Annotated in this window: 19 protein-coding genes and 1 pseudogene; 16 read left to right on the plus strand and 4 right to left on the minus strand. The window is 69.3% G+C overall.

From position 1 onward, the window contains the following. Nucleotides 1-322 (minus strand): zinc-dependent metalloprotease (locus A5698_RS07915; protein WP_502688887.1); only part of this gene is annotated, 322 nt, incomplete at its 3' end. Nucleotides 323-328: 6 nt separating this feature from the next. On the opposite strand from A5698_RS07915, the pseudogene A5698_RS07920 reads away from it, so the two are divergent. From A5698_RS07920 to A5698_RS07935, 4 genes and pseudogenes are all read left to right on the plus strand, one after another. Continuing rightward, a pseudogene (locus tag A5698_RS07920) lies at nucleotides 329-889 on the plus strand (zinc-dependent metalloprotease); the annotation flags it as partial. After that, nucleotides 868-1,854: a tRNA lysidine(34) synthetase TilS gene (tilS, locus tag A5698_RS07925; RefSeq protein WP_068295307.1), complete on the plus strand. Its 987-nt coding sequence runs from the start codon at nucleotides 868-870 to the stop codon at nucleotides 1,852-1,854. The pseudogene A5698_RS07920 and the gene tilS, both read left to right, overlap by 22 nt. Further along, nucleotides 1,841-2,431 (plus strand): hypoxanthine phosphoribosyltransferase, encoded by a 591-nt coding sequence (gene hpt, locus A5698_RS07930; protein ID WP_067091736.1) that lies wholly within the window; start codon nucleotides 1,841-1,843, stop codon nucleotides 2,429-2,431. Before tilS ends, hpt begins: the two co-directional genes overlap by 14 nt. 19 nt (nucleotides 2,432-2,450) lie before the next feature. Continuing rightward, complete coding sequence (locus A5698_RS07935) at nucleotides 2,451-4,670, plus strand: molybdopterin-dependent oxidoreductase (RefSeq protein ID WP_068295310.1); 2,220 nt, start codon at nucleotides 2,451-2,453, stop codon at nucleotides 4,668-4,670. 36 nt (nucleotides 4,671-4,706) lie between these two features. Here A5698_RS07935 and A5698_RS07940 read toward each other — a convergent pair whose 3' ends face one another. Genes A5698_RS07940 through A5698_RS07950 form a run of 3 tightly spaced genes read right to left on the minus strand, consistent with a single transcriptional unit; the run spans nucleotide 4,707 to nucleotide 7,455 of the window. Next, nucleotides 4,707-5,456, minus strand: coding sequence for an SIMPL domain-containing protein (locus tag A5698_RS07940; protein ID WP_068295313.1), 750 nt, complete (start codon nucleotides 5,454-5,456; stop codon nucleotides 4,707-4,709). 16 nt (nucleotides 5,457-5,472) lie between these two features. Next, on the minus strand, nucleotides 5,473-6,492 hold the full coding sequence (locus A5698_RS07945) for a zinc-binding dehydrogenase (RefSeq protein WP_068295320.1): 1,020 nt from the start codon (nucleotides 6,490-6,492) through the stop codon (nucleotides 5,473-5,475). Further along, the gene (locus A5698_RS07950; protein ID WP_156670652.1) at nucleotides 6,493-7,455 is read right to left on the minus strand and encodes an alpha/beta fold hydrolase; all 963 of its coding nucleotides are present in this window, start codon (nucleotides 7,453-7,455) and stop codon (nucleotides 6,493-6,495) included. It abuts the gene before it with no gap. Between the two features lie 215 nt (nucleotides 7,456-7,670). Here A5698_RS07950 and ftsH point away from each other — a divergent pair, with 215 nt between their 5' ends. The 12 genes from ftsH to lysS all read left to right on the plus strand — a co-directional run bounded on the left by ftsH (nucleotide 7,671) and on the right by lysS (nucleotide 18,949). After that, nucleotides 7,671-9,977 (plus strand): ATP-dependent zinc metalloprotease FtsH, encoded by a 2,307-nt coding sequence (gene ftsH, locus A5698_RS07955; RefSeq protein WP_067091725.1) that lies wholly within the window; start codon nucleotides 7,671-7,673, stop codon nucleotides 9,975-9,977. Nucleotides 9,978-10,005: 28 nt separating this feature from the next. Beyond that, nucleotides 10,006-10,614, plus strand: coding sequence for a GTP cyclohydrolase I FolE (gene folE, locus A5698_RS07960; RefSeq protein ID WP_067091723.1), 609 nt, complete (start codon nucleotides 10,006-10,008; stop codon nucleotides 10,612-10,614). 20 nt (nucleotides 10,615-10,634) lie between these two features. Next, a complete protein-coding gene (gene folP / locus A5698_RS07965) occupies nucleotides 10,635-11,432 on the plus strand; it encodes a dihydropteroate synthase (protein WP_068295380.1) in 798 nt (265 codons plus the stop codon). Beyond that, nucleotides 11,425-11,802, plus strand: a complete 378-nt coding sequence (gene folB, locus A5698_RS07970) for a dihydroneopterin aldolase (RefSeq protein ID WP_068295323.1) — start codon at nucleotides 11,425-11,427, stop codon at nucleotides 11,800-11,802. The genes folP and folB overlap by 8 nt, the downstream gene beginning before the upstream one ends. Then, on the plus strand, nucleotides 11,799-12,311 hold the full coding sequence (gene folK / locus A5698_RS07975) for a 2-amino-4-hydroxy-6-hydroxymethyldihydropteridine diphosphokinase (protein WP_068295326.1): 513 nt from the start codon (nucleotides 11,799-11,801) through the stop codon (nucleotides 12,309-12,311). The genes folB and folK overlap by 4 nt, the downstream gene beginning before the upstream one ends. Further along, nucleotides 12,311-12,787: a DUF3180 domain-containing protein gene (locus A5698_RS07980; protein ID WP_068295328.1), complete on the plus strand. Its 477-nt coding sequence runs from the start codon at nucleotides 12,311-12,313 to the stop codon at nucleotides 12,785-12,787. The genes folK and A5698_RS07980 overlap by 1 nt, the downstream gene beginning before the upstream one ends. 77 nt (nucleotides 12,788-12,864) lie before the next feature. Then, nucleotides 12,865-14,160: a DUF6779 domain-containing protein gene (locus A5698_RS07985; RefSeq protein WP_068295330.1), complete on the plus strand. Its 1,296-nt coding sequence runs from the start codon at nucleotides 12,865-12,867 to the stop codon at nucleotides 14,158-14,160. 76 nt (nucleotides 14,161-14,236) lie between these two features. After that, nucleotides 14,237-15,187, plus strand: a complete 951-nt coding sequence (locus A5698_RS07990) for a Rossmann-like and DUF2520 domain-containing protein (RefSeq protein ID WP_068295332.1) — start codon at nucleotides 14,237-14,239, stop codon at nucleotides 15,185-15,187. Beyond that, nucleotides 15,184-16,119 carry a pantoate--beta-alanine ligase gene (gene panC / locus A5698_RS07995; RefSeq protein WP_068295336.1) on the plus strand — a complete coding sequence of 312 codons (936 nt, stop codon included), beginning with the start codon at nucleotides 15,184-15,186 and terminating at the stop codon, nucleotides 16,117-16,119. The genes A5698_RS07990 and panC overlap by 4 nt, the downstream gene beginning before the upstream one ends. After that, entirely contained in the window at nucleotides 16,119-16,526 is a 408-nt protein-coding gene (gene panD / locus A5698_RS08000; protein WP_068295339.1) for an aspartate 1-decarboxylase, read from the plus strand. Before panC ends, panD begins: the two co-directional genes overlap by 1 nt. Nucleotides 16,527-16,530: 4 nt before the next feature. Next, nucleotides 16,531-17,352 (plus strand): type III pantothenate kinase, encoded by an 822-nt coding sequence (locus A5698_RS08005; RefSeq protein WP_068295341.1) that lies wholly within the window; start codon nucleotides 16,531-16,533, stop codon nucleotides 17,350-17,352. Nucleotides 17,353-17,410: 58 nt separating this feature from the next. Next, nucleotides 17,411-18,949, plus strand: coding sequence for a lysine--tRNA ligase (gene lysS, locus A5698_RS08010; RefSeq protein WP_068295347.1), 1,539 nt, complete (start codon nucleotides 17,411-17,413; stop codon nucleotides 18,947-18,949). Nucleotides 18,950-19,028 lie beyond the last annotated feature (79 nt).

Consider the following 19,028-nt stretch of genomic DNA (forward strand, 5'->3'; position numbering starts at 1 on the left):
TGATGTCGTCGGAGCCTTCTTCGGTGAGCACGCCGAGGGCACGCGACATGTGGTCGGCCAGCCATGGGTTCGCGCGGAACTGCACCCGGTGGGTGACCTCGTGCAAGCAGACCCACAGCCGGAAGTCGTAGGGCTGCACCCGCAACTGGCGCTCGACGGCGATCACGTTCGGGTAGACCAGCAGCAGTTCGCCTCCGCCGGGACCGAACGGATCGTACTGCCCGAGGATCCCCGAGGAGATGAACGCGAGCACCGCCCCGGTCTGCGCCCCCGTGATGCGTCCGCTGATGGCGCCCCGCGGCTTCTCCGACCCCCCGGTCATCACCCGCATCGACTGGGTGGCCGCGCGAACCCATGGCTGGCCGACCACATGTCGCGTGCCCTCGGCGTGCTCACCGAAGAAGGCTCCGACGACATCACCGAAATGGTGTCCCGGCTCGCCGAGTTCGTGCGCAGCCGCCGGATCGAGACGAACGGCGTTGTCGCCGATACCAACTCGAACGGCATGATCGGGCTGTTGCGTGCCGTGCAGTCCGAACCCCAACGCGAGGCCCTCGACCAACTGCTGGTGCTCGGCACGCTGCTGGAAGGTCACGCGGACCACGTGATGGACGCCGTCGGCCCGGCTGTGGTGCCTTCCGTCGCGACGATCCGCAAGCGGTTCGACGAGCGGCGGCAACGCAAACAGTCGCCGCTGCAACGCGTGGTGCGGATGCTTCTCGGCATCGACGCCAAGCTCAGCCAGTACACCCGCGGCAAGGCATTCGTCGACCACGTCGTGTCCACCGTGGGGATGAGCCGGTTCAACGCGGTGTGGACGAACACCGAAACACTGCCCCTGCCAACCGAAATCGACGAGCCGCAACGATGGATCGACAGGGTGCTGTAGCCGCACTCCGAGCGGCCGTCGCGGCGTTCGACCGCGACTTCGACGTCGGCGACCGCTGGTGCGTCGCGCTGTCCGGAGGCGCGGACTCGCTGGCGCTGACGGCGATTGCAGCGAGGATCAAACCGACCACCGCGCTCATCGTCGACCACCGACTGCAGCCCGACTCCGCCACCGTGACGCAAACCGCGCGACAACAGGCGCTGTCGCTGGGATGTGTTGCAGCACAGGCAATCACCGTTGACATCGGGACGCAGGGCGGCCCCGAGGCCGCCGCGCGCACCGCACGCTACCGCGCGCTGGACGGGGCGCGGGACGGCATGTCGGTGCTGCTGGGGCACACGCTCGACGACCAGGCCGAGACGGTGCTGCTGGGGCTGGGCCGCGGGTCCGGGCCCCGATCGATCGCCGGCATGCGGCCCTGGGACCCACCGTGGGGCCGGCCGCTGCTCGGTGTCCGGCGGGCGGTGACGCGCGCCGCCTGCGCCGAGCTCGGCCTCCCTCCGTGGCAGGACCCGCACAACTTCGACCGCAGGTTCACCCGGGTCCGACTCCGTGAAGAGGTCCTGCCGATGCTCGAGGACGTTCTCGGCGGTGGGGTCGCCGAGGCGCTGGCTCGCACCGCAGGTGCGCTGCGCGCCGACACCGACACCCTCGACGAACTGGCCGACCGCGCGCTGAGCGAGGTGCGCCGCGACGACGCACTCGATGGCGCGCAGGTGGTGCAGCTTCCAGAAGCACTGCGGCTGCGGGTGATTCGCCGCTGGCTGCTCGACGGCGGCGCCGCCGGGCTGACCGACAAGCAAATCCGCGCCGTCGATGCCCTCGTCACGGCGTGGCGGGGCCAGGGCGGTGTGGCGGTCGGGTCACCCCTTCGCGAGCGCCGGCTGATCGCGGGTCGCCGGGACGGCATGCTGACCCTGCACACGGAGCCGGTTCGAACCATGAAAAACTGTGCCCGTGCCTGAGCCATCCGCCGAGCTGTACACCGGCGACATCAAGTCGGTGCTGCTGTCGTCCGACGAGATCCAGGCCAAGATCGCCGAACTCGGCGCCCGCATCGCGGAGGAGTATCGCGACGCCGTTGCCGAGAACGGACAAGATCTCCTGCTCGTGACCGTGCTCAAGGGCGCGGTCTTCTTCGTCACGGACCTGGCCCGCGCGATCCCGCTGCCGACACAGCTGGAGTTCATGGCGGTCAGCTCGTACGGTTCGTCGACGTCGTCGTCCGGCGTCGTGCGGATCCTCAAGGACCTCGACCGCGACATCAACGGCCGCGACGTGTTGATCGTCGAGGACATCGTCGACTCCGGGCTCACGCTGTCGTGGCTGCTGCGCAACCTCGCGACCCGCCATCCCCGCTCGCTGCGGGTGTGCGCGCTGCTCCGCAAACCCGACGCGGTGCGCGCCGACGTCGACATCGCCCACGTCGGGTTTGACATCCCCAACGAGTTCGTCGTCGGGTACGGCCTGGATTACGCCGAGCGCTACCGCGACCTCAACTACATCGGCACCTTGGATCCGAAGGTGTACGAGCAGCACTGATCGGCGCAAGATGAGGGGCATGCGCGAAACAGCCCTTCGCATCTGTCCCCTGTGTGAGGCCACCTGCGGCCTGGTCCTGACCATTGACGACGGCCGCGTCACCGGCGCTCGCGGCGACCGCGACGACGTGTTCAGCCACGGCTTCATCTGCCCGAAGGGCGCCAGCTTCGCCGAACTCGACAACGACCCCGACCGGCTGGCCCGGCCGATGGTGCGGCGCGACGGCGTGCTGACCGAGGCGAGCTGGGAGGAAGCGTTTGCCGCCCTCGCCGAGGGCCTCGGCGGTGTCATCGCCGAGCACGGCGGTGCGTCCGTCGGCGTCTACCTGGGCAACCCGAACGCACACACCGTCGCGGGCGGGCTGTACACGCCGCTGGTCGTGAAGGCGCTCGGCACCCGGCAGGTGTATTCGGCGAGCACGCTGGACCAGATGCCCAAGCACGTCTCGCTGGGCCTGATGTTCGGCAGCCCGGTCGCGTTCACCGTCCCCGATCTCGACCGCACCGACTACCTCGTGGTGATCGGCGCCAATCCCCTTGTCTCCAACGGGAGCCTGGCGACCGCGGCCGACTTCCCCGGCAAGCTGCGCGCGCTGCGTAAGCGCGGCGGCCGGCTCGTGGTCATCGACCCCGCCCGCACCCGCACCGCCGAGATCGCCGACCGGCATCTGGCCCCTCGGCCGGGCACCGACGCCGCGCTGCTCCTCGCGATCGTCCACGTGCTGTTCGACGAAGACCTCGCCGACCTCAAGCAGCTCGACGGGCACGTCGATGGTGTCGACGAGGTGCGTGCGCTCGCCGCCGATTTCTCGCCGGAGACCGTCTCCGCGTTTTGCGGGGTGCCCGCGGACGACATCCGCACACTCGCCCGCGAACTGGCCGCTGCGCCGTCGGCCGCCGTGTACGGCCGCATCGGCACGTCCACCGTGGAGTTCGGCACGTTGGGCAGCTGGCTGGTCGACGTGGTCAACGTCCTCACCGGCAACCTGGACCGGCCGGGCGGCGCGATGTTCCCGCTCTCGCCGATCGCCCCCGCACCGCGTCCGCCGAAGCCGGGGCGCGGCTTTCTCACCGGCCGCTGGCACAGCCGCGTCTCCGGTTATCCCGAAGTGCTGTCGGAGTTTCCGGCCGCGGCGTTCGCGGAGGAGATCGATACGCCCGGCGACGGACAGATCAAGGCGGTGATCACGATCGCGGGCAATCCGGTGCTCTCGGCGCCCGACGGCGAACGCCTCGACAAGGCGCTCGAGAGCGTCGAGTTCATGTGCAGCGTCGACCCGTATCTGAACGAGACCAGCCGGCATGCCGACGTGATCCTGCCGCCTCCTCCGCCGTCGCGCAGCGCGCACTTCGACATCGCGCTCAACGCACTCGCGGTGCGCAACAACGCGCGGTACTCACCGCCCGCGCTCCCGCCCGCCGATCGGCCGGACGAGGCCGAGATCCTCTCGCGCATCGCGCTGATCCTCTACGGCCTCGGCCCCGACGCCGACCCGATGCTGGTCGATGACCAGGTGATCGCCGCAACGCTGGCCAAGGAGACCGCCGACCCGGACTCGCCGGTCGCTGGGCGATCCGTCGACGAACTGACCGCGATGCTGCCGCCGGGACCGGGTTATGAGCGGCGCCTGGACATGATGCTGCGGCTCAGCGCCTATGGCGATGCGTTCGGCGCCAAGCCGGACGGCCTCACGCTGGCCAAGCTCAAGGCCGCCCCACACGGCATAGACCTCGGGCCGCTGCAGCCGCGCCTGGGTGAGGTGCTGCGGACGCCGTCGGGCCGGATCGAGCTCGCGCCGCCTCAGTTGACCGCCGATGTCGCACGGCTGCGCGATGCGCTCGGGACGCGCCCCGACGGGTTCGTGCTCATCGGGCGACGGCACCTGCGGTCCAACAACAGCTGGATGCACAACCTGCCAGCGCTCTCGGGCGGGTCGAACCAGTGCACGCTGCGGATCCACCCCGATGACGCGGCCGAACTCGGCCTGACCGACACGGCGGTCGTCAAGGGTCCCGGCGGCGAGCTGCTCGCGCCCATCGAGATCACACCCGAGATGCGACGGGGCGTGGTGTCGCTGCCGCACGGCTGGGGCCACGACCGCGACGGCACGGGCCAGCGGGTCGCCGCCGGCGCTCCCGGCGTTAACGTCAACCAGCTCAACGACGGAAACCACCTCGACCCGCTGTCGGGCACCGCGGTGCTCAACGGGATCCCCGTCGACATCGCTCCCGCCGGCTGAGCCGGCAAATCAAAGAATGCGGGCTAGCCCGACACGCTAGGTCAGCTCGTAGACCACGGTCACGTTGAAGCCGACGGCCTGCTGGCCCGGCTCGAAGGGCACCGCTGCCATCTCCGCGGCGGGGCCGCGCGGGCTGGGATAGGGCGTCGGCGGATTGGACGCCGGCACCTCGGATATCGAGATCACCTTGCCGAGGTCGAGTTCCGCCAGCAGCGCATACTGTTCGGCGCGGCTCTTGGCGTCGTTGAAGGCGCGGGCGCGCGCCTCGCGCACCAATTGCGAGTCGTCCTCGATGGCGAGCGTGACGTTGTTGATCCGGGTGGCGTTGCCGCCCCGGCTGGCGATGATCCCGAACACCTGCGGCGCCGTGTTCAGCTCGCGCACCTTGATGTCGATCGTGTTCGTCGCCCGGTAGCCGTTGACGGTCGAGCTGTCGCTGCCTGCGTACTGCGGCTGCACGCTCACCTGGGAGGTGTTGATGTCCTTGCGGTCGACGCCCGAGTCGACGAGTGCATCGATGACACCGCGCTGCAACTGGCTCGTCTGGTTGAGCGCGCCCGCGGCGTCGGCGGAGACGACCTCCATCGCCGCTTCGATGGTCAGCGTGTCGGGGGTGCCGAGCACCTCGCCGGAGCCGACGACCGTGACCTGACGCGCTGCGCCGTCGTCGTTGTTGGCCAGGGCGGGGGCGGCCTTCGCGTCACAACCCGACAGGAGCGCGATGAGGCCCACCGCCGCGGCCGCGAGGATTCGGGAGGGCGTCTTCGCCCGGGCAGCGATTGGCATGGCTGGCACCCTACCGTCAGGGCGTCACCACGATCTTGCAGTGCGCGTCGGGGTCGGCGAGTTCGTCGAACGCGGAGCCCACGCCGTCGAGGCCCACCTCACCGGTGATCAGCGGTGAGACGTCGATGAGCCCGTCGGCGATGGCGCGCAACGACTCCGCGAATTCGTTGTAGTCATAGGAGTTGACGAAGTGCACGCTGATCTCCTTGGCGATACCGAACAGCGGCATGACGGTGTCGGGCTGCATGCAGACCCCGGCCACCACCAGGCGGCTGCCCAGCGGCGCCCGCCGCATCGCGTCGTTGATGATGCCGGGCACGCCGACGGCCTCGAAGACCACCGTGGGCGTCGTGCTGTCGAAGGGCGAGCCCTGCGCAGGGTCCAGCGTCACGTGGGCGCCCATCGTCGCGGCGAGTTCACGGCGTCGCACCGAAAAGTCCGCCGCCGCAACGTCTTCGACGCCCTTCAGTCGCAGCGCGGCGATGATCGCGATACCGATCGGGCCGCAGCCGATCACCAGGGCGGACTCGCCGGGCGCGATGCCGGACTTGTTGACCGCGTGCAGCCCGACGGCCATCGGTTCGGTGAGCGCGGCGTGGCGGGGGTCGACGCCCTCGGGCACCCGCAGCAGCAACGGCACCGACAGCAGCATCCGCTCGGCGTAGCCGCCCAGCACCGTGTTGCTGGACATGGTCGGCTCGAAACCCTTGGGCGACAACAAGACCGGCAACGATGTCACGAGCGTTCCCGGCGGTGGCGCGTCAGTGCCGGGACCGGCCTCGAGGACCTCCGCACTGAACTCGTGGCCCATGAACACGTCGTCGCCGACGTCGACGGGCAACCCGCCCTGCACCGGCATCCCGGTGATCTCGCGGGTGAGCCGCACCATCTCGGCGCCGTGCTTGGCGAAATGCAGGTCCGAGCCGCAGATGCCGCAGGCGTTGACCGAGACCAGCACCTGCCCCTCCTGCGGGACGGGTTCGGGGACGTCGTCGCGGACCACCATCCGTCCGTCGCGCAGTACGGCGGCGCGCATTCACCACTCCAATCGGGTCAGGAACTCCAGCAGCGCGGCGGTGACCTCGGCGGGCCGTTCCTGAGGCAGCCAGTGCCCGCCGTCGATCATCACCTCGCGGTAGTCGCCGGACACCACCTCGCGGGCGCGGTCCCGTCGGGCGAAGGCCTGGGTCGGATCCTCGGTGGCGCCGATGAACAACGCGGGTACGCCGATGGTCGTCGCCGGGGTGTTCGCCGTCAGTTCCCAGTTGCGGTCGAAGCACCGGTACCAGTTGAGCGCGGGAGTGAAGCCCGTGCGGGTGAACTCCTCGACGTAGTGGTCGAGTTCGCCCTCGCTGATCCAGTCGGGCAGGCCGCCGGGCTCGGGGATACGGGAGAGGAGCCCGGCCGGTCCCTGCGCGGTCATCCGGTCGCCGACCAGTGCGCCCTTCGACGAGGCCGTCGACGCGAGCAGCTTGCGGATCGACGTTGCGGGGTCTCGGTTGAGCTCGGCGTCGGCCGGACCCACCTGCTGGAAGTAGAGGATGTAGAAGAAGTTGTCGCCGAAGATGCGCCGGAACGCCTGCGTCGTGGGCACGCGGGACCGCGGCACCGGCGGCGTGCACACGCCCGCGACACCCGCGAACTTGTCCGGATGCAACAGGGGAGCTGCCCAGGCCACCACGCCGCCGAAGTCGTGGCCGACGATGACTGCGCGGTCAGCGCCCGCGTCGTCGATGAGTCCGACGATGTCGGCGCTCAACTCGACGACCGTGTAGGCGTCGACATCGTCCGGAGCCGACGAGCGGCCGTATCCGCGCTGATCAGGAGCCAGCACGTGGTAACCGGCGTCGGCCAGCGCCGGCATCTGGTGACGCCAGGAAAACCCGAGTTCGGGAAAGCCGTGGGCCAGCACCACCAGGGGCGCACCGGGTTCGCCGGCCTCCAGGACACGCAGACGGACCCCGTTGGTGTCGACGAACCGCTCGGAGGAGGTCAGCACGCCCTCATCTTCGACGCCGACAGTGCCGTTGTGAACACGAATCGCCGGATGACGTGCGCTCGGCGGAGAACCGTCGGGAACCTTGGTTCGTTGGTCTAGCGGTAGCCTGAACTATTCCAACTGTGAGCATGTTGGATGCGGCGCCAATGGCAGATGTGGTCGCGGACGGCCGGGAACAACGGCCGGCCACGCGGCCGAACGACGACGGATAGTTGATGAATCGGAAAAACGTCATCCGCACGCTGACCGTGATCGCGGTCGTGCTGTTGCTGGGTTGGTCCTTCTACTACTTCAGCGATGACACCCGCGGCTACAAACCGGTCGACACTTCGGTGGCGATCGCGCAGATCAAGGACGACAACGTCAAGAGCGCGCAGATCGACGACCGCGAACAGCAGCTGCGCCTCGAGCTCAAGAACGGCAACAGCGACACCGAGAACAGCGACAAGATCATCACCAAGTACCCGACCGGGTACGGCGCCACGCTGTTCGACTCGCTGCAGGCCAAGGGTGCGACCACGAACACCGTGGTCAACCAGGGCAGCATGCTCGGTTCGCTGCTGATCTACCTGCTGCCGCTGTTGCTGCTGGTCGGCCTGTTCGTGATGTTCTCGCGCATGCAGACCGGCGGCCGGATGGGCTTCGGCTTCGGCAAGTCGCGGGCCAAGCAGCTGACCAAGGACATGCCGAAGACCACCTTCGCCGATGTCGCCGGTGTCGACGAGGCCGTCGAAGAGCTCTACGAGATCAAGGACTTCCTGCAGAACCCCTCGCGGTACCAGGCGCTCGGCGCCAAGATCCCGAAGGGCGTGCTGCTGTTCGGTCCGCCCGGCACCGGTAAGACGCTGCTGGCGCGCGCCGTCGCCGGCGAGGCCGGGGTGCCGTTCTTCACGATCTCGGGCTCCGACTTCGTCGAGATGTTCGTCGGCGTCGGCGCCTCCCGCGTGCGCGACCTGTTCGAGCAGGCCAAGCAGAACAGCCCGTGCATCATCTTCGTCGACGAGATCGACGCCGTCGGCCGTCAACGCGGCGCCGGCCTCGGCGGCGGCCACGACGAACGCGAGCAGACGCTCAACCAGCTGCTCGTCGAGATGGACGGCTTCGGCGACCGCCAGGGCGTCATCCTGATCGCCGCGACCAACCGGCCCGACATCCTCGACCCGGCGCTGCTGCGTCCCGGCCGCTTCGACCGCCAGATCCCGGTTTCCAACCCCGATCTGGCCGGCCGCCGCGCCGTGCTCAAGGTGCACTCGGCGGGCAAGCCGATCGCTCCCGACGCCGACCTCGACGGCCTGGCCAAGCGCACGGTCGGCATGTCCGGAGCCGACCTGGCCAACGTCATCAACGAGGCCGCGCTGCTGACCGCCCGCGAGAACGGCACCGTGATCACCGGCCCGGCCCTGGAAGAGGCCGTCGACCGCGTCGTCGGCGGGCCGCGCCGCAAGAGCCGCATCATCAGCGAGCACGAGAAGAAGATCACCGCCTACCACGAGGGCGGTCACACGCTCGCGGCGTGGGCGATGCCGGACATCGACCCGATCTACAAGGTGACGATCCTGGCCCGCGGCCGCACCGGCGGCCACGCGATGGCCGTCCCCGAGGACGACAAGGGCTTGATGACGCGCTCGGAGATGATCGCGCGGCTGGTGTTCGCGATGGGCGGACGCGCGGCCGAGGAGCTGGTGTTCCGCGAACCGACCACCGGCGCCGTCTCCGACATCGAGCAGGCCACCAAGATCGCGCGGGCGATGGTCACCGAGTACGGCATGAGCTCCAAGCTCGGCGCGGTGCGCTACGGCACCGAGCACGGCGACCCGTTCCTCGGCCGCACCATGGGCACCCAGGCCGATTACAGCCACGAGGTCGCCCGCGACATCGACGACGAGATCCGCAAGCTCATCGAGGCCGCCCACACCGAGGCGTGGGAGATCCTGACCGAGTACCGCGACGTGCTCGACACCCTCGCCGGCGAGCTGCTGGAGAAGGAGACGCTGCACCGCCGCGAGCTCGAGGAGATCTTCGGCGACGTGAAGAAGCGTCCGCGGCTGACCATGTTCGACGACTTCGGCGGTCGCGTACCGTCCGACAAACCGCCGATCAAGACGCCCGGCGAGCTGGCGATAGAGCGCGGCGAGGAATGGCCGAAGCCGGTGCCCGAGCCCGCATTCAAGGCCGCGATTGCGGCGGCCACCAAGGCCGCCGAGGCCAAGCTGGCCGAGAGCGGCGCCAACGGCACGAACGGCAGCGGCAACGGATCGTCCGGTGCCGCACCGACGCAACCGGACTACGGCGCCCCCGCCGGATGGCACGCTCCGGGCTGGCCCCCGCCCCCGCAGCATCAGCAACAGCAGCCGGTCCAGCAGCCGCAGGGTTACTGGTATCCGCCGCCACACCAGGGGTGGCAACAGCCCGCGCCCTATCCGCAGTATCAGCCGTACCCGCAGCAGGGGCCGCCGCAGCAGGGCGCGCCGCCCCCACCGAACGAGGACCAGGGTCAGGACAACAGCCGGCGCAACGGCTGACAGGCCGGCCGGCTCACAGGAGGCTCCATTGGCGCAGTCGCAGCACAACTCTGTCACCTTCACCCCTGCGACCTTCGACCAGCAACGCGCTGAGGCGGCGGTCCGCGAACTCCTGCTCGCCGTGGGCGAGGACCCCGACCGGCACGGCCTTGAGTCGACCCCGGCGCGGGTGGCGCGCGCCTACAAGGAGTTGTTCGCGGGGCTCTACATCGACCCGGATTCGGTGCTGGACACCACCTTTGACGAGCAGCACGACGAGCTGGTGCTGGTCAAGCAGATCCCGATGTACTCGACCTGCGAACATCACCTCGTCTCGTTTCACGGCGTCGCGCACGTCGGTTACATCCCCGGCCAGGACGGCCGCGTCACCGGGCTGTCCAAGATCGCGAGGCTGGTCGACCTCTACGCCAAGCGACCGCAGGTGCAGGAGCGGCTCACCGGGCAGATCGCCGACGCGATGATGCGCAAACTCGATCCTCGGGGGGTCATCGTCGTGGTCGAGGCCGAGCACCTGTGCATGGCGATGCGCGGGGTGCGAAAGCCCGGCGCGGTGACGACCACATCGGCCGTGCGCGGGCAGTTCAAGGTCGACGCGGCATCGAGGGCTGAGGCGCTGGACCTGATCCTGCGCAAGTGAACTCGACACGGGTGCGCGTCATGGGGGTCGTGAACGTCACCGACGACTCCTTCTCCGACGGAGGGCTCTTCCTCGAGCACGACCGCGCCGTTGAGCACGGACTCGAATTGGCCGCCGAGGGCGCCGCGATCGTCGACGTCGGCGGTGAGTCCACCCGTCCCGGCGCGACGCGCATCGACCCGCAGATCGAGAGTTCGCGGGTGTGTCCCGTCATCAGAGAGCTTGCCGCCCAGGGCATCACGGTCAGCATTGACACCATGCACGCCGAGGTCGCGCGGGCGGCGCTGGAGAACGGCGCCCAGATCGTCAACGACGTCTCCGGCGGACGCGCCGACCCGGACATGGCGCCGTTGCTCGCCGACGCGAAAGTGCCCTGGGTGCTGATGCATTGGCGGTCGGTCGGCGCCGACAAGCCCCACGCGGTGCCCGCGTACCGCAACGTCGTCGAGGAGGTCCGCAGCGAGCTGCTCGCCAGCGTGGACGCCGCGGTGGCTGCCGGCGTCGACGCCAGCATGCTCGTCATCGATCCTGGGCTGGGCTTCGCCAAGACGGGCGAGCACAACTGGGCTCTGCTGCGGGCGCTTCCCGAGTTCGTCGCCACGGGCATCCCGGTCTTGGTCGGCGCGTCGCGCAAACGTTTTCTCGGGACGCTGCTCGCCGACGCCGACGGACAACCGCGGCCGCCGGACGGGCGGGAGACCGCCACGGCGGTGATCTCGGTGTTGGCCGGCCTGCACGGCGCATGGGGTGTACGGGTGCACGACGTGCGCGCCTCGGTCGACGCGCTCAAGGTGTTGGAGGCCTGGACGTATGACTGATCGAATCGAGCTGCGCGGCTTGAAGGTTCGAGGGCATCACGGTGTCTACGAACACGAGCGTCGCGACGGCCAGGACTTCATCGTCGACATCACGGTGTGGATCGATCTTGCGGCAGCGGCGGCGAGTGACGACCTCGCCGACACGCTGGACTACGGTGCGCTGGCGCAACGCGCGGCCGACATCGTCGCGGGCCCGCCAAGGGACCTGATCGAGACGGTGGCCGGTGAGATCGCCGACGATGTGATGGCCGACGAGCGCGTGCACGCCGTCGAGGTCGTCGTGCACAAACCGTCGGCGCCGATCCCGCTCGCCTTCTCCGACGTCGCGGTGGTGGCGCGTCGCTCACGACGCGGGCGGGGCAGCCCTTGACGACCGCGGTCCTGTCCATCGGGTCGAACCTCGGCGACCGGCTGGCCATGCTGCGCGTGGTCGTCGACGGTCTCGGCGCGGCGCTGCATGCGGCGTCGCCGGTCTACGAGACCGCGCCGTGGGGCGGCGTCGAGCAGGGGGCGTTCCTCAACGCGGTTCTCGTCGCGGACGATCCCGGACTCGACGCGCACGGTTGGCTGCGGCGGGCCCACGAGTTCGAGCGAGCCGCCGAGCGGGTGCGTGCGCAGCGGTGGGGCCCGCGCACGCTGGACGTCGACATCGTCACCTGCCGCGACGGCGGCCGCGACCTGATCTCACAGGACCCCGACCTGACCCTGCCTCATCCGCGGGCGCATCAGCGCGCGTTCGTGCTGGTGCCGTGGCTGGCCGTCGAGCCGGACGCGGTGCTGCCGGTCGGCGGGGACACCCGGCGGGTCGACGCGCTGCTCGCGGACCTCGAGCCCGTGGAACGCGACGGCGTCCACCGCACCGAGTTGGTGTTGCGCTGATGGGACCGACCAGGACGCGCGACCTCGTGGCCGCGGCGGTGCTCACTGCGGTGGTGGGCTATTTGCTCGTCCTCGTGCTGTACAGATGGTTCCCGCCGATCACGACGTGGACGGGCGTATCGCTGCTGGGTGTCGCGATCGCCGAAGCGGGGTGGGCGTTCCACGTTCGCGCCAAGATCAACGACGGCGAGATCGGCGTGGGATCCGGCCGGCTCAACCCCATCGCGGTGGCCAGGTCCGTGGTGATCGCCAAGGCTTCGGCATGGGTGGGCGCGCTGGTGTTCGGTTGGTGGGCGGCCGTGCTCGTCTACCTTCTGCCGCGTCGCTCGACACTGCGGGTCGCCGCCGAGGACACCGCGGGCGCCGCCGTCGCCGCGGGCTGCGCGCTGGCTCTGCTCGTTGCTGCGCTGTGGTTGCAGCATTGCTGCAAGTCTCCGGGCGAGCCGCCGGAGAACCCCGATGGGGCAACGGATTAACGAAGTCGCGGCGACGCGCGGCCGAATCGCCGACGAGGCGACACGCGGAGTGACCTGTGACGGGTACAGTCGCCCCCATGACCGATCCGACCCGCAGCGCACGCTATCGGCGTGCCGGCCGCAGGCCGGGTTGGATGCTGCTGACCGCGTTGCTGGTGTTGGCGATCGCGGCAAGCTCCGCATTGGTGTTCACCAACCGGGTGGAGCTACTCAAGCTGGCGGTCATCCTGGCGTTGTGGGCGGCGGTGGTCGCGGCGTTCGTCTCGGTCATCTACCGACGGCAGAGCGACGTCGACCAGGCCAAGGTGCGTGACCTCAAGCTCGTCTACGACCTCCAGCTGGACCGTGAGATCTCGGCGCGGCGCGAATACGAGCTGTCGTTGGAGACACAACTGCGCCGCGAGCTGGAGTCCGAGGTGCGGGCCCAGACCGCCGACGAGATGGCAACCCTGCGTGCCGAGTTGGCCGCCCTGCGCGCCAATCTCGAGATCCTCTTCGACGCGGACCTGTCGCACCGACCGGCGATCGAGCCCGAGCGCACGACGGTGCGCGCCTACAGCGACTGGGCGCGGGACTCCGAGACGACGGGGCGCGTGAGCAGCAGCCGCATCGACGACTACCGGCCGGACATCGACGAGCGGACCGAGGAGAGCCCGATCATCGACGTGCCCGCCGAACCTCAACCGCCAGAGTTCGATTGGCAGCATCAACCGACGCCGGACACGGGTGGGGCGCACCGCCGCGCATCCGAAACCGACTGGGCACACCGACCGGCCGAGGAACCGGCCGCGTGGTCCCCGCCACCACCGACCGCCGCACCGCCCCCACCTCCTGCACCTCCTGCCGCACCGCCGCCGCCCCCGCGTCCCGAACCCGTCGCGCAGCCTTCCGCGCCGCCCGCCGAACCGGTGACGCCGCCGCCACCGCCGCCCGCCCCGGAACCGGCGCGAGCGAGCGACTGGCAACCCGCGCCCGCCGACGGTCAGTGGCTGCCGCCCGGCGCCCCGGGAAGTAACTGGGTGTCGAACATCAACGGGGCGACCACCGAGTACGTCGGCAGGCGCCGGGCCCCCGACCCCGAAGACGAGGTGGCCCCGCCGCCGGTTCCCGAGCCCACGGCTGCTCCCCAGCCGGCCGAGCCGCGGCGGGGCAGGCATTCGGCCGCATCCGAGGGCGGAGATCCGAGCCGCCCCGCCCCGCAGGGCCCACCCGCCGAACCGGAACCGGCGCCCGAACCGCCGCCCGCCCCCGAACGCCGCAGGCACCGCAGCGCCGACGACACCGACACCGCCGGACAGTCCGTCGCCGAACTCCTGGCCCGGCTGCAGGCAAGCCCCACACCGGGCGGGCGTCGCCGACGCCGCGAGGAGTGAGCTAACCTCGTAGCGACCGTCCGGTACCCGCATCGCAGGACCGGAACGACACGCATCAACTCTCAGCGAGGTTCTCATGGGGACCCCACCCGGCGGATTCCGGCCGGCGCGGCTCACTGTCGGCATCATTTCCGCAGGTCGCGTCGGTTCGGCGCTGGGCGTCGCGCTCGAGCGCGCCGAACACGTCGTGGTGGGCTGCAGCGCCATCTCCCGCGAGTCGCGCGACCGCGCCCAGCGCCGGCTGCCCGACACCGCGGTGCTCCCGGTCGACGAGGTGGCCGGCCGTGCCGAGCTCCTGCTCCTCGCGGTCCCCGACGCCGAACTGGTGGGCCTGGTGTCCGGTCTGGCCGCGACCGGCTCGGTGCGGCCGGGCACGATCGTCGCGCACACCTCAGGCGCCAACGGCATCGGTGTGCTGGCGCCACTGTCCGAGCAGGGCTGCATACCGCTGGCCATCCACCCGGCGATGACCTTCACCGGCACCGACGAGGACATCGAGCGGCTGCCCGACACCTGCTTCGGCGTGACCGCCGCCGACGAAGTGGGCTACGCGATCGCCCAGTCGCTGGTGCTCGAGATCGGCGGCGAGCCGTTCCGGGTCCGCGAGGACGCGCGCACGCTGTATCACGCGGCGCTGGCGCACGCGAGCAACCACGTGGTGACCGTTCTTCTCGACGCGGTCGAGGCCCTGCGCTCGGCGTTGTGGGGGCAGGAGCTGCTCGGCCAGGAGCTGGTCGGTGATGCACCGGGTGGCCTCGCCGAGCGGGTCATCGGCCCGCTTGCGCGCGCGTCGCTCGAGAACGCGCTGCAACGCGGCCAGGCGGCGCTGACCGGACCGGTGGCACGCGGGGACGCGGCCGCCGTCGCACGTCATCTGGAGGCCCTGACGGAGGTGAATCCCGAATTGGCACAGGCATATCGGGCGAACTCGCTGCGCACCGCGCTGCGTGCGCACGCCCCGGGCGAGGTGGTCGCCGTGCTCGCCGACGACGGCGGGCCGACGCGTCAGCTGGGGAGCGGGCGATGACGACGGCGCGCAAACCGCAGTTCGCGGCGGGCGAGCTGAACGTCTACGCAAAGCCCGCCGACGTTTCCGCGGTCACCCGGGCGCTGCGCGCCACCGGCCGCCGGGTGATGCTGGTTCCGACTATGGGCGCCCTGCACGAGGGTCACCTCACGCTCATCCGCGCCGCCAAGCGGGTCCAAGGGGCCGTCGTCGTGGCGTCGATCTTCGTCAATCCGCTGCAGTTTGGTGCGGGGGAGGACCTCGACGCGTATCCGCGCACGCTCGACGACGATCTGGCCGCCCTGCGTACCGAGGGCGTCGAGATCGCGTTCACCCCGACGGTCGACGACATGTACCCGGACGGCACACGCACGTCGGTGCACCCCGGACCGCTCGGCGCGGAGCTCGAGGGTGCCGCTCGCCCAACACATTTCGAGGGTGTGCTGACTGTCGTGCTCAAGCTCCTCAACATCGTGCGCCCCGACCGCGCGTTCTTCGGGGAGAAGGACTACCAGCAGCTGGCGCTGATCCGTCAGATGGTCATCGACCTCAACGTCGACACCAGGATCGTCGGGGTGCCGATCGTGCGCGAGGCCGACGGCCTGGCGATGTCGTCACGCAACCGCTACCTGGACGCGGAGCAGCGCGAACATGCGGGTGCGTTGTCGGCGGCACTGCTGGCGGGCATGTACGCGGCGGGCGAAGGGGCCCCGGCTGCGCTGGACGCCGCGCGTGCGGTGCTCGACGAGGTGCCCGCGATCGAGGTCGACTACCTGCAGGTGCGGGACCCGATGCTGGGCCCCGCACCCGAGTTGGGGGCGGCCCGCATGTTGGTGGCCGGCCGGCTGGGCCGCACCAGGCTGTTGGACAACATCGCCATAGATATCGGAGTACCGTCCGGGCCCGGCCCGGACGTCGTGTTCGACGAGCACGAACTTCCTTGGAGGAACTGATGTTACGGACAATGCTGAAGTCGAAGATCCACCGCGCCACGGTCACCACGGCCGATCTGCACTACGTGGGGTCGGTGACCATCGACGCCGACCTGATGGAGGCGGCCGACCTACTCGAGGGTGAGCAGGTGACGATCGTCGACATCGACAACGGCGCACGGCTGGTGACGTACGCGATCACCGGTGAACGCGGCAGTGGCGTCATCGGGATCAACGGCGCGGCAGCGCATCTCGTGCACCCCGGCGATCTGGTGATCCTGATCGCCTACGGCACCATGGAGGATGCCGAAGCCCGTGCCTACCAGCCGCGGATCGTGTTCGTCGACGCCGACAACAAGCAGATCGACCTCGGGCACGATCCGGCCTTCGTACCGGCCGACGCGGCCGGGTTGATGTCTCCACGGTGAGCACGTGTTACTAGCCATAGACGTCCGTAACACCCACACCGTCGTGGGTCTGGTATCGGGCACCGCAGATCACTCGAAAGTCGTGCAGCACTGGCGCATCCGCACCGAGTCGGAGGTGACGGCCGACGAACTCGCGCTCACCATCGACGGCCTGATCGGCGACGACGCCGAGCGCCTGACCGGCGCCGCGGGGCTGTCGACCGTTCCGTCGGTCCTGCACGAGGTCCGCGTGATGCTCGAGCAGTACTGGCCGTCGGTGCCGCACGTTCTCATCGAACCCGGTGTGCGGACCGGCATCCCGCTGCTCGTCGACAACCCGAAGGAGGTCGGCGCCGATCGCATCGTCAACTGCCTGGCCGCTTTCCACAAGTACGGAACGGCGGCCATCGTCGTGGACTTCGGATCGTCGATCTGCGTCGACGTCGTCTCGGCGAAGGGTGAGTTCCTCGGCGGGGCCATCGCGCCCGGGGTGCAGGTGTCGTCGGACGCGGCTGCCGCACGGTCGGCAGCGCTGCGCAGGGTCGAGCTGACCCGGCCGCGGTCGGTCGTCGGCAAGAACACGGTCGAGTGCATGCAGGCCGGTGCGGTGTTCGGGTTCGCGGCGCTGGTGGACGGGTTGGTGACCCGCATCCGCGACGACGTCGACGGCTTCGACGGCGACGACGTCACCGTGGTCGCCACCGGGCACGGCGCCCCGTTGGTTCTCCCGGACCTGCACACGGTGCAGCACTACGACCGGCATCTCACCCTCGACGGACTGCGGCTGGTGTTCGAGCGCAACCGCGACAGCAACCGCGGCCGGCTCAAGAAGGGCATCTCGGTATAGCTGGCTGCGTTCGGCGCACCGACCGCGCCCGAATCCGCGTCATTTAGGCTGGCACGACGTGACCGAACCCCACCCGCCCCGCACCACTCCGGCCGCGGACGCGACATCCGAAGCCGACGTTCCGGAGCAGTACCGGATCCGTCAGGCCAAGCGTGAGCGCCTGCTCGCCGAGGGGCGTGAACCCTATCCGGTGGAGATCGCGCGCACACATTCCCTCGCCGAGATTCGTGCGGCCTATACAGACCTGCCCGCCGACACCGAGACCGGTCAGATCGTGGGGGTGGCCGGGCGGGTGATGTTCGCCAGGAACTCCGGGAAGCTGTGCTTTGCCACGCTGCAGGAGGGCGACGGCACCCAGCTGCAGGCGATGATCAGCCTGAACAAAGTCGGGCAGGAATCCCTGGACGCGTGGAAGGCCGATGTCGACCTCGGCGACATCGTCTTCGTGCGCGGTGAGGTGATCAGTTCCCGTCGCGGAGAGCTCTCCGTGCTCGCCGACTCCTGGCAAATGGCTTCGAAAGCCCTGCGACCGCTGCCGGTGGCCCACAAGGAGATGAGCGAAGAGGCGCGGGTCAGGCAGCGCTACGTCGATCTCATCGTGCGCCCGGAGGCCAGGACCATTGCCCGTCAGCGGGTGGCGGTGGTCCGCGCGGTGCGGTCGGCATTGGAAAGGCGCGGATTTCTCGAAGTGGAAACGCCGATGCTGCAGACACTCGCCGGCGGCGCGGCGGCGCGACCGTTCGTGACGCACTCCAATGCGCTCGATGCGGATCTATATCTGCGTATCGCACCGGAACTGTTTCTCAAGCGCGCGCTGGTCGGCGGATTCGAGCGGGTCTTCGAGTTGAATCGCGTGTTCAGAAACGAAGGTGCGGATTCCACACATTCTCCGGAATTCGCGATGCTCGAGACTTATCAGGCTTACGGTACGTACGACGATTCCGCCGTCGTCACCAGAGAACTTATTCAAGAAGTCGCCGACGAAGCTATCGGAACACGGGTGGTGCCATTGCCCGATGGCACCGAGTACGACCTTGACGGCGAATGGCAGTCCGTCGAAATGTATCCGTCACTGTCGGGGGCTTTGGGGGAGGAGATCACCCCTCAAACGCCCGCCGAGAAGTTGTGGGCCATTGCGGATCGCCTCGGCGTCGAGATCCCGCGCGATCGGGGCTACGGCCACGGAAAACTGGTCGAGGAACTCTGGGAGCACACGGTCGGGAACACGTTGTGGGCGCCCACGTTCGTCCGCGACTTTCCCGTCGAGACGACGCCGCTCACGCGCCCGCACCGCAGCATTGAAGGCGTCACCGAAAAGTGGGATCTGTACATAAGGCGATTTGAACTCGCCACCGGATATTCCGAGCTGATAGACCCGGTAATCCAGCGCGAGAGGTTCGAAGCCCAGGCGAAGGCGGCGGCCGCCGGCGACGACGAGGCGATGGTTCTCGACGAGGATTTCTTGGCGGCCCTCGAGTATGCGATGCCACCGTCCACAGGCACCGGAATGGGTATCGACAGATTGCTGATGGCCCTGACGGGCTTGTCGATTAGGGAGACTGTTTTGTTCCCGATTGTTCGTCGCCACGGCAACTGAACCCGCGCCTATACTCGGCACCGATAGATCTTGTTGTATAGCGCACACAAATATGGCACATTGGTGCCGAGTTGGATAC

Source organism: Mycobacterium sp. E136 (genome assembly GCF_001666865.1).
GTDB lineage: Bacteria > Actinomycetota > Actinomycetes > Mycobacteriales > Mycobacteriaceae > Mycobacterium.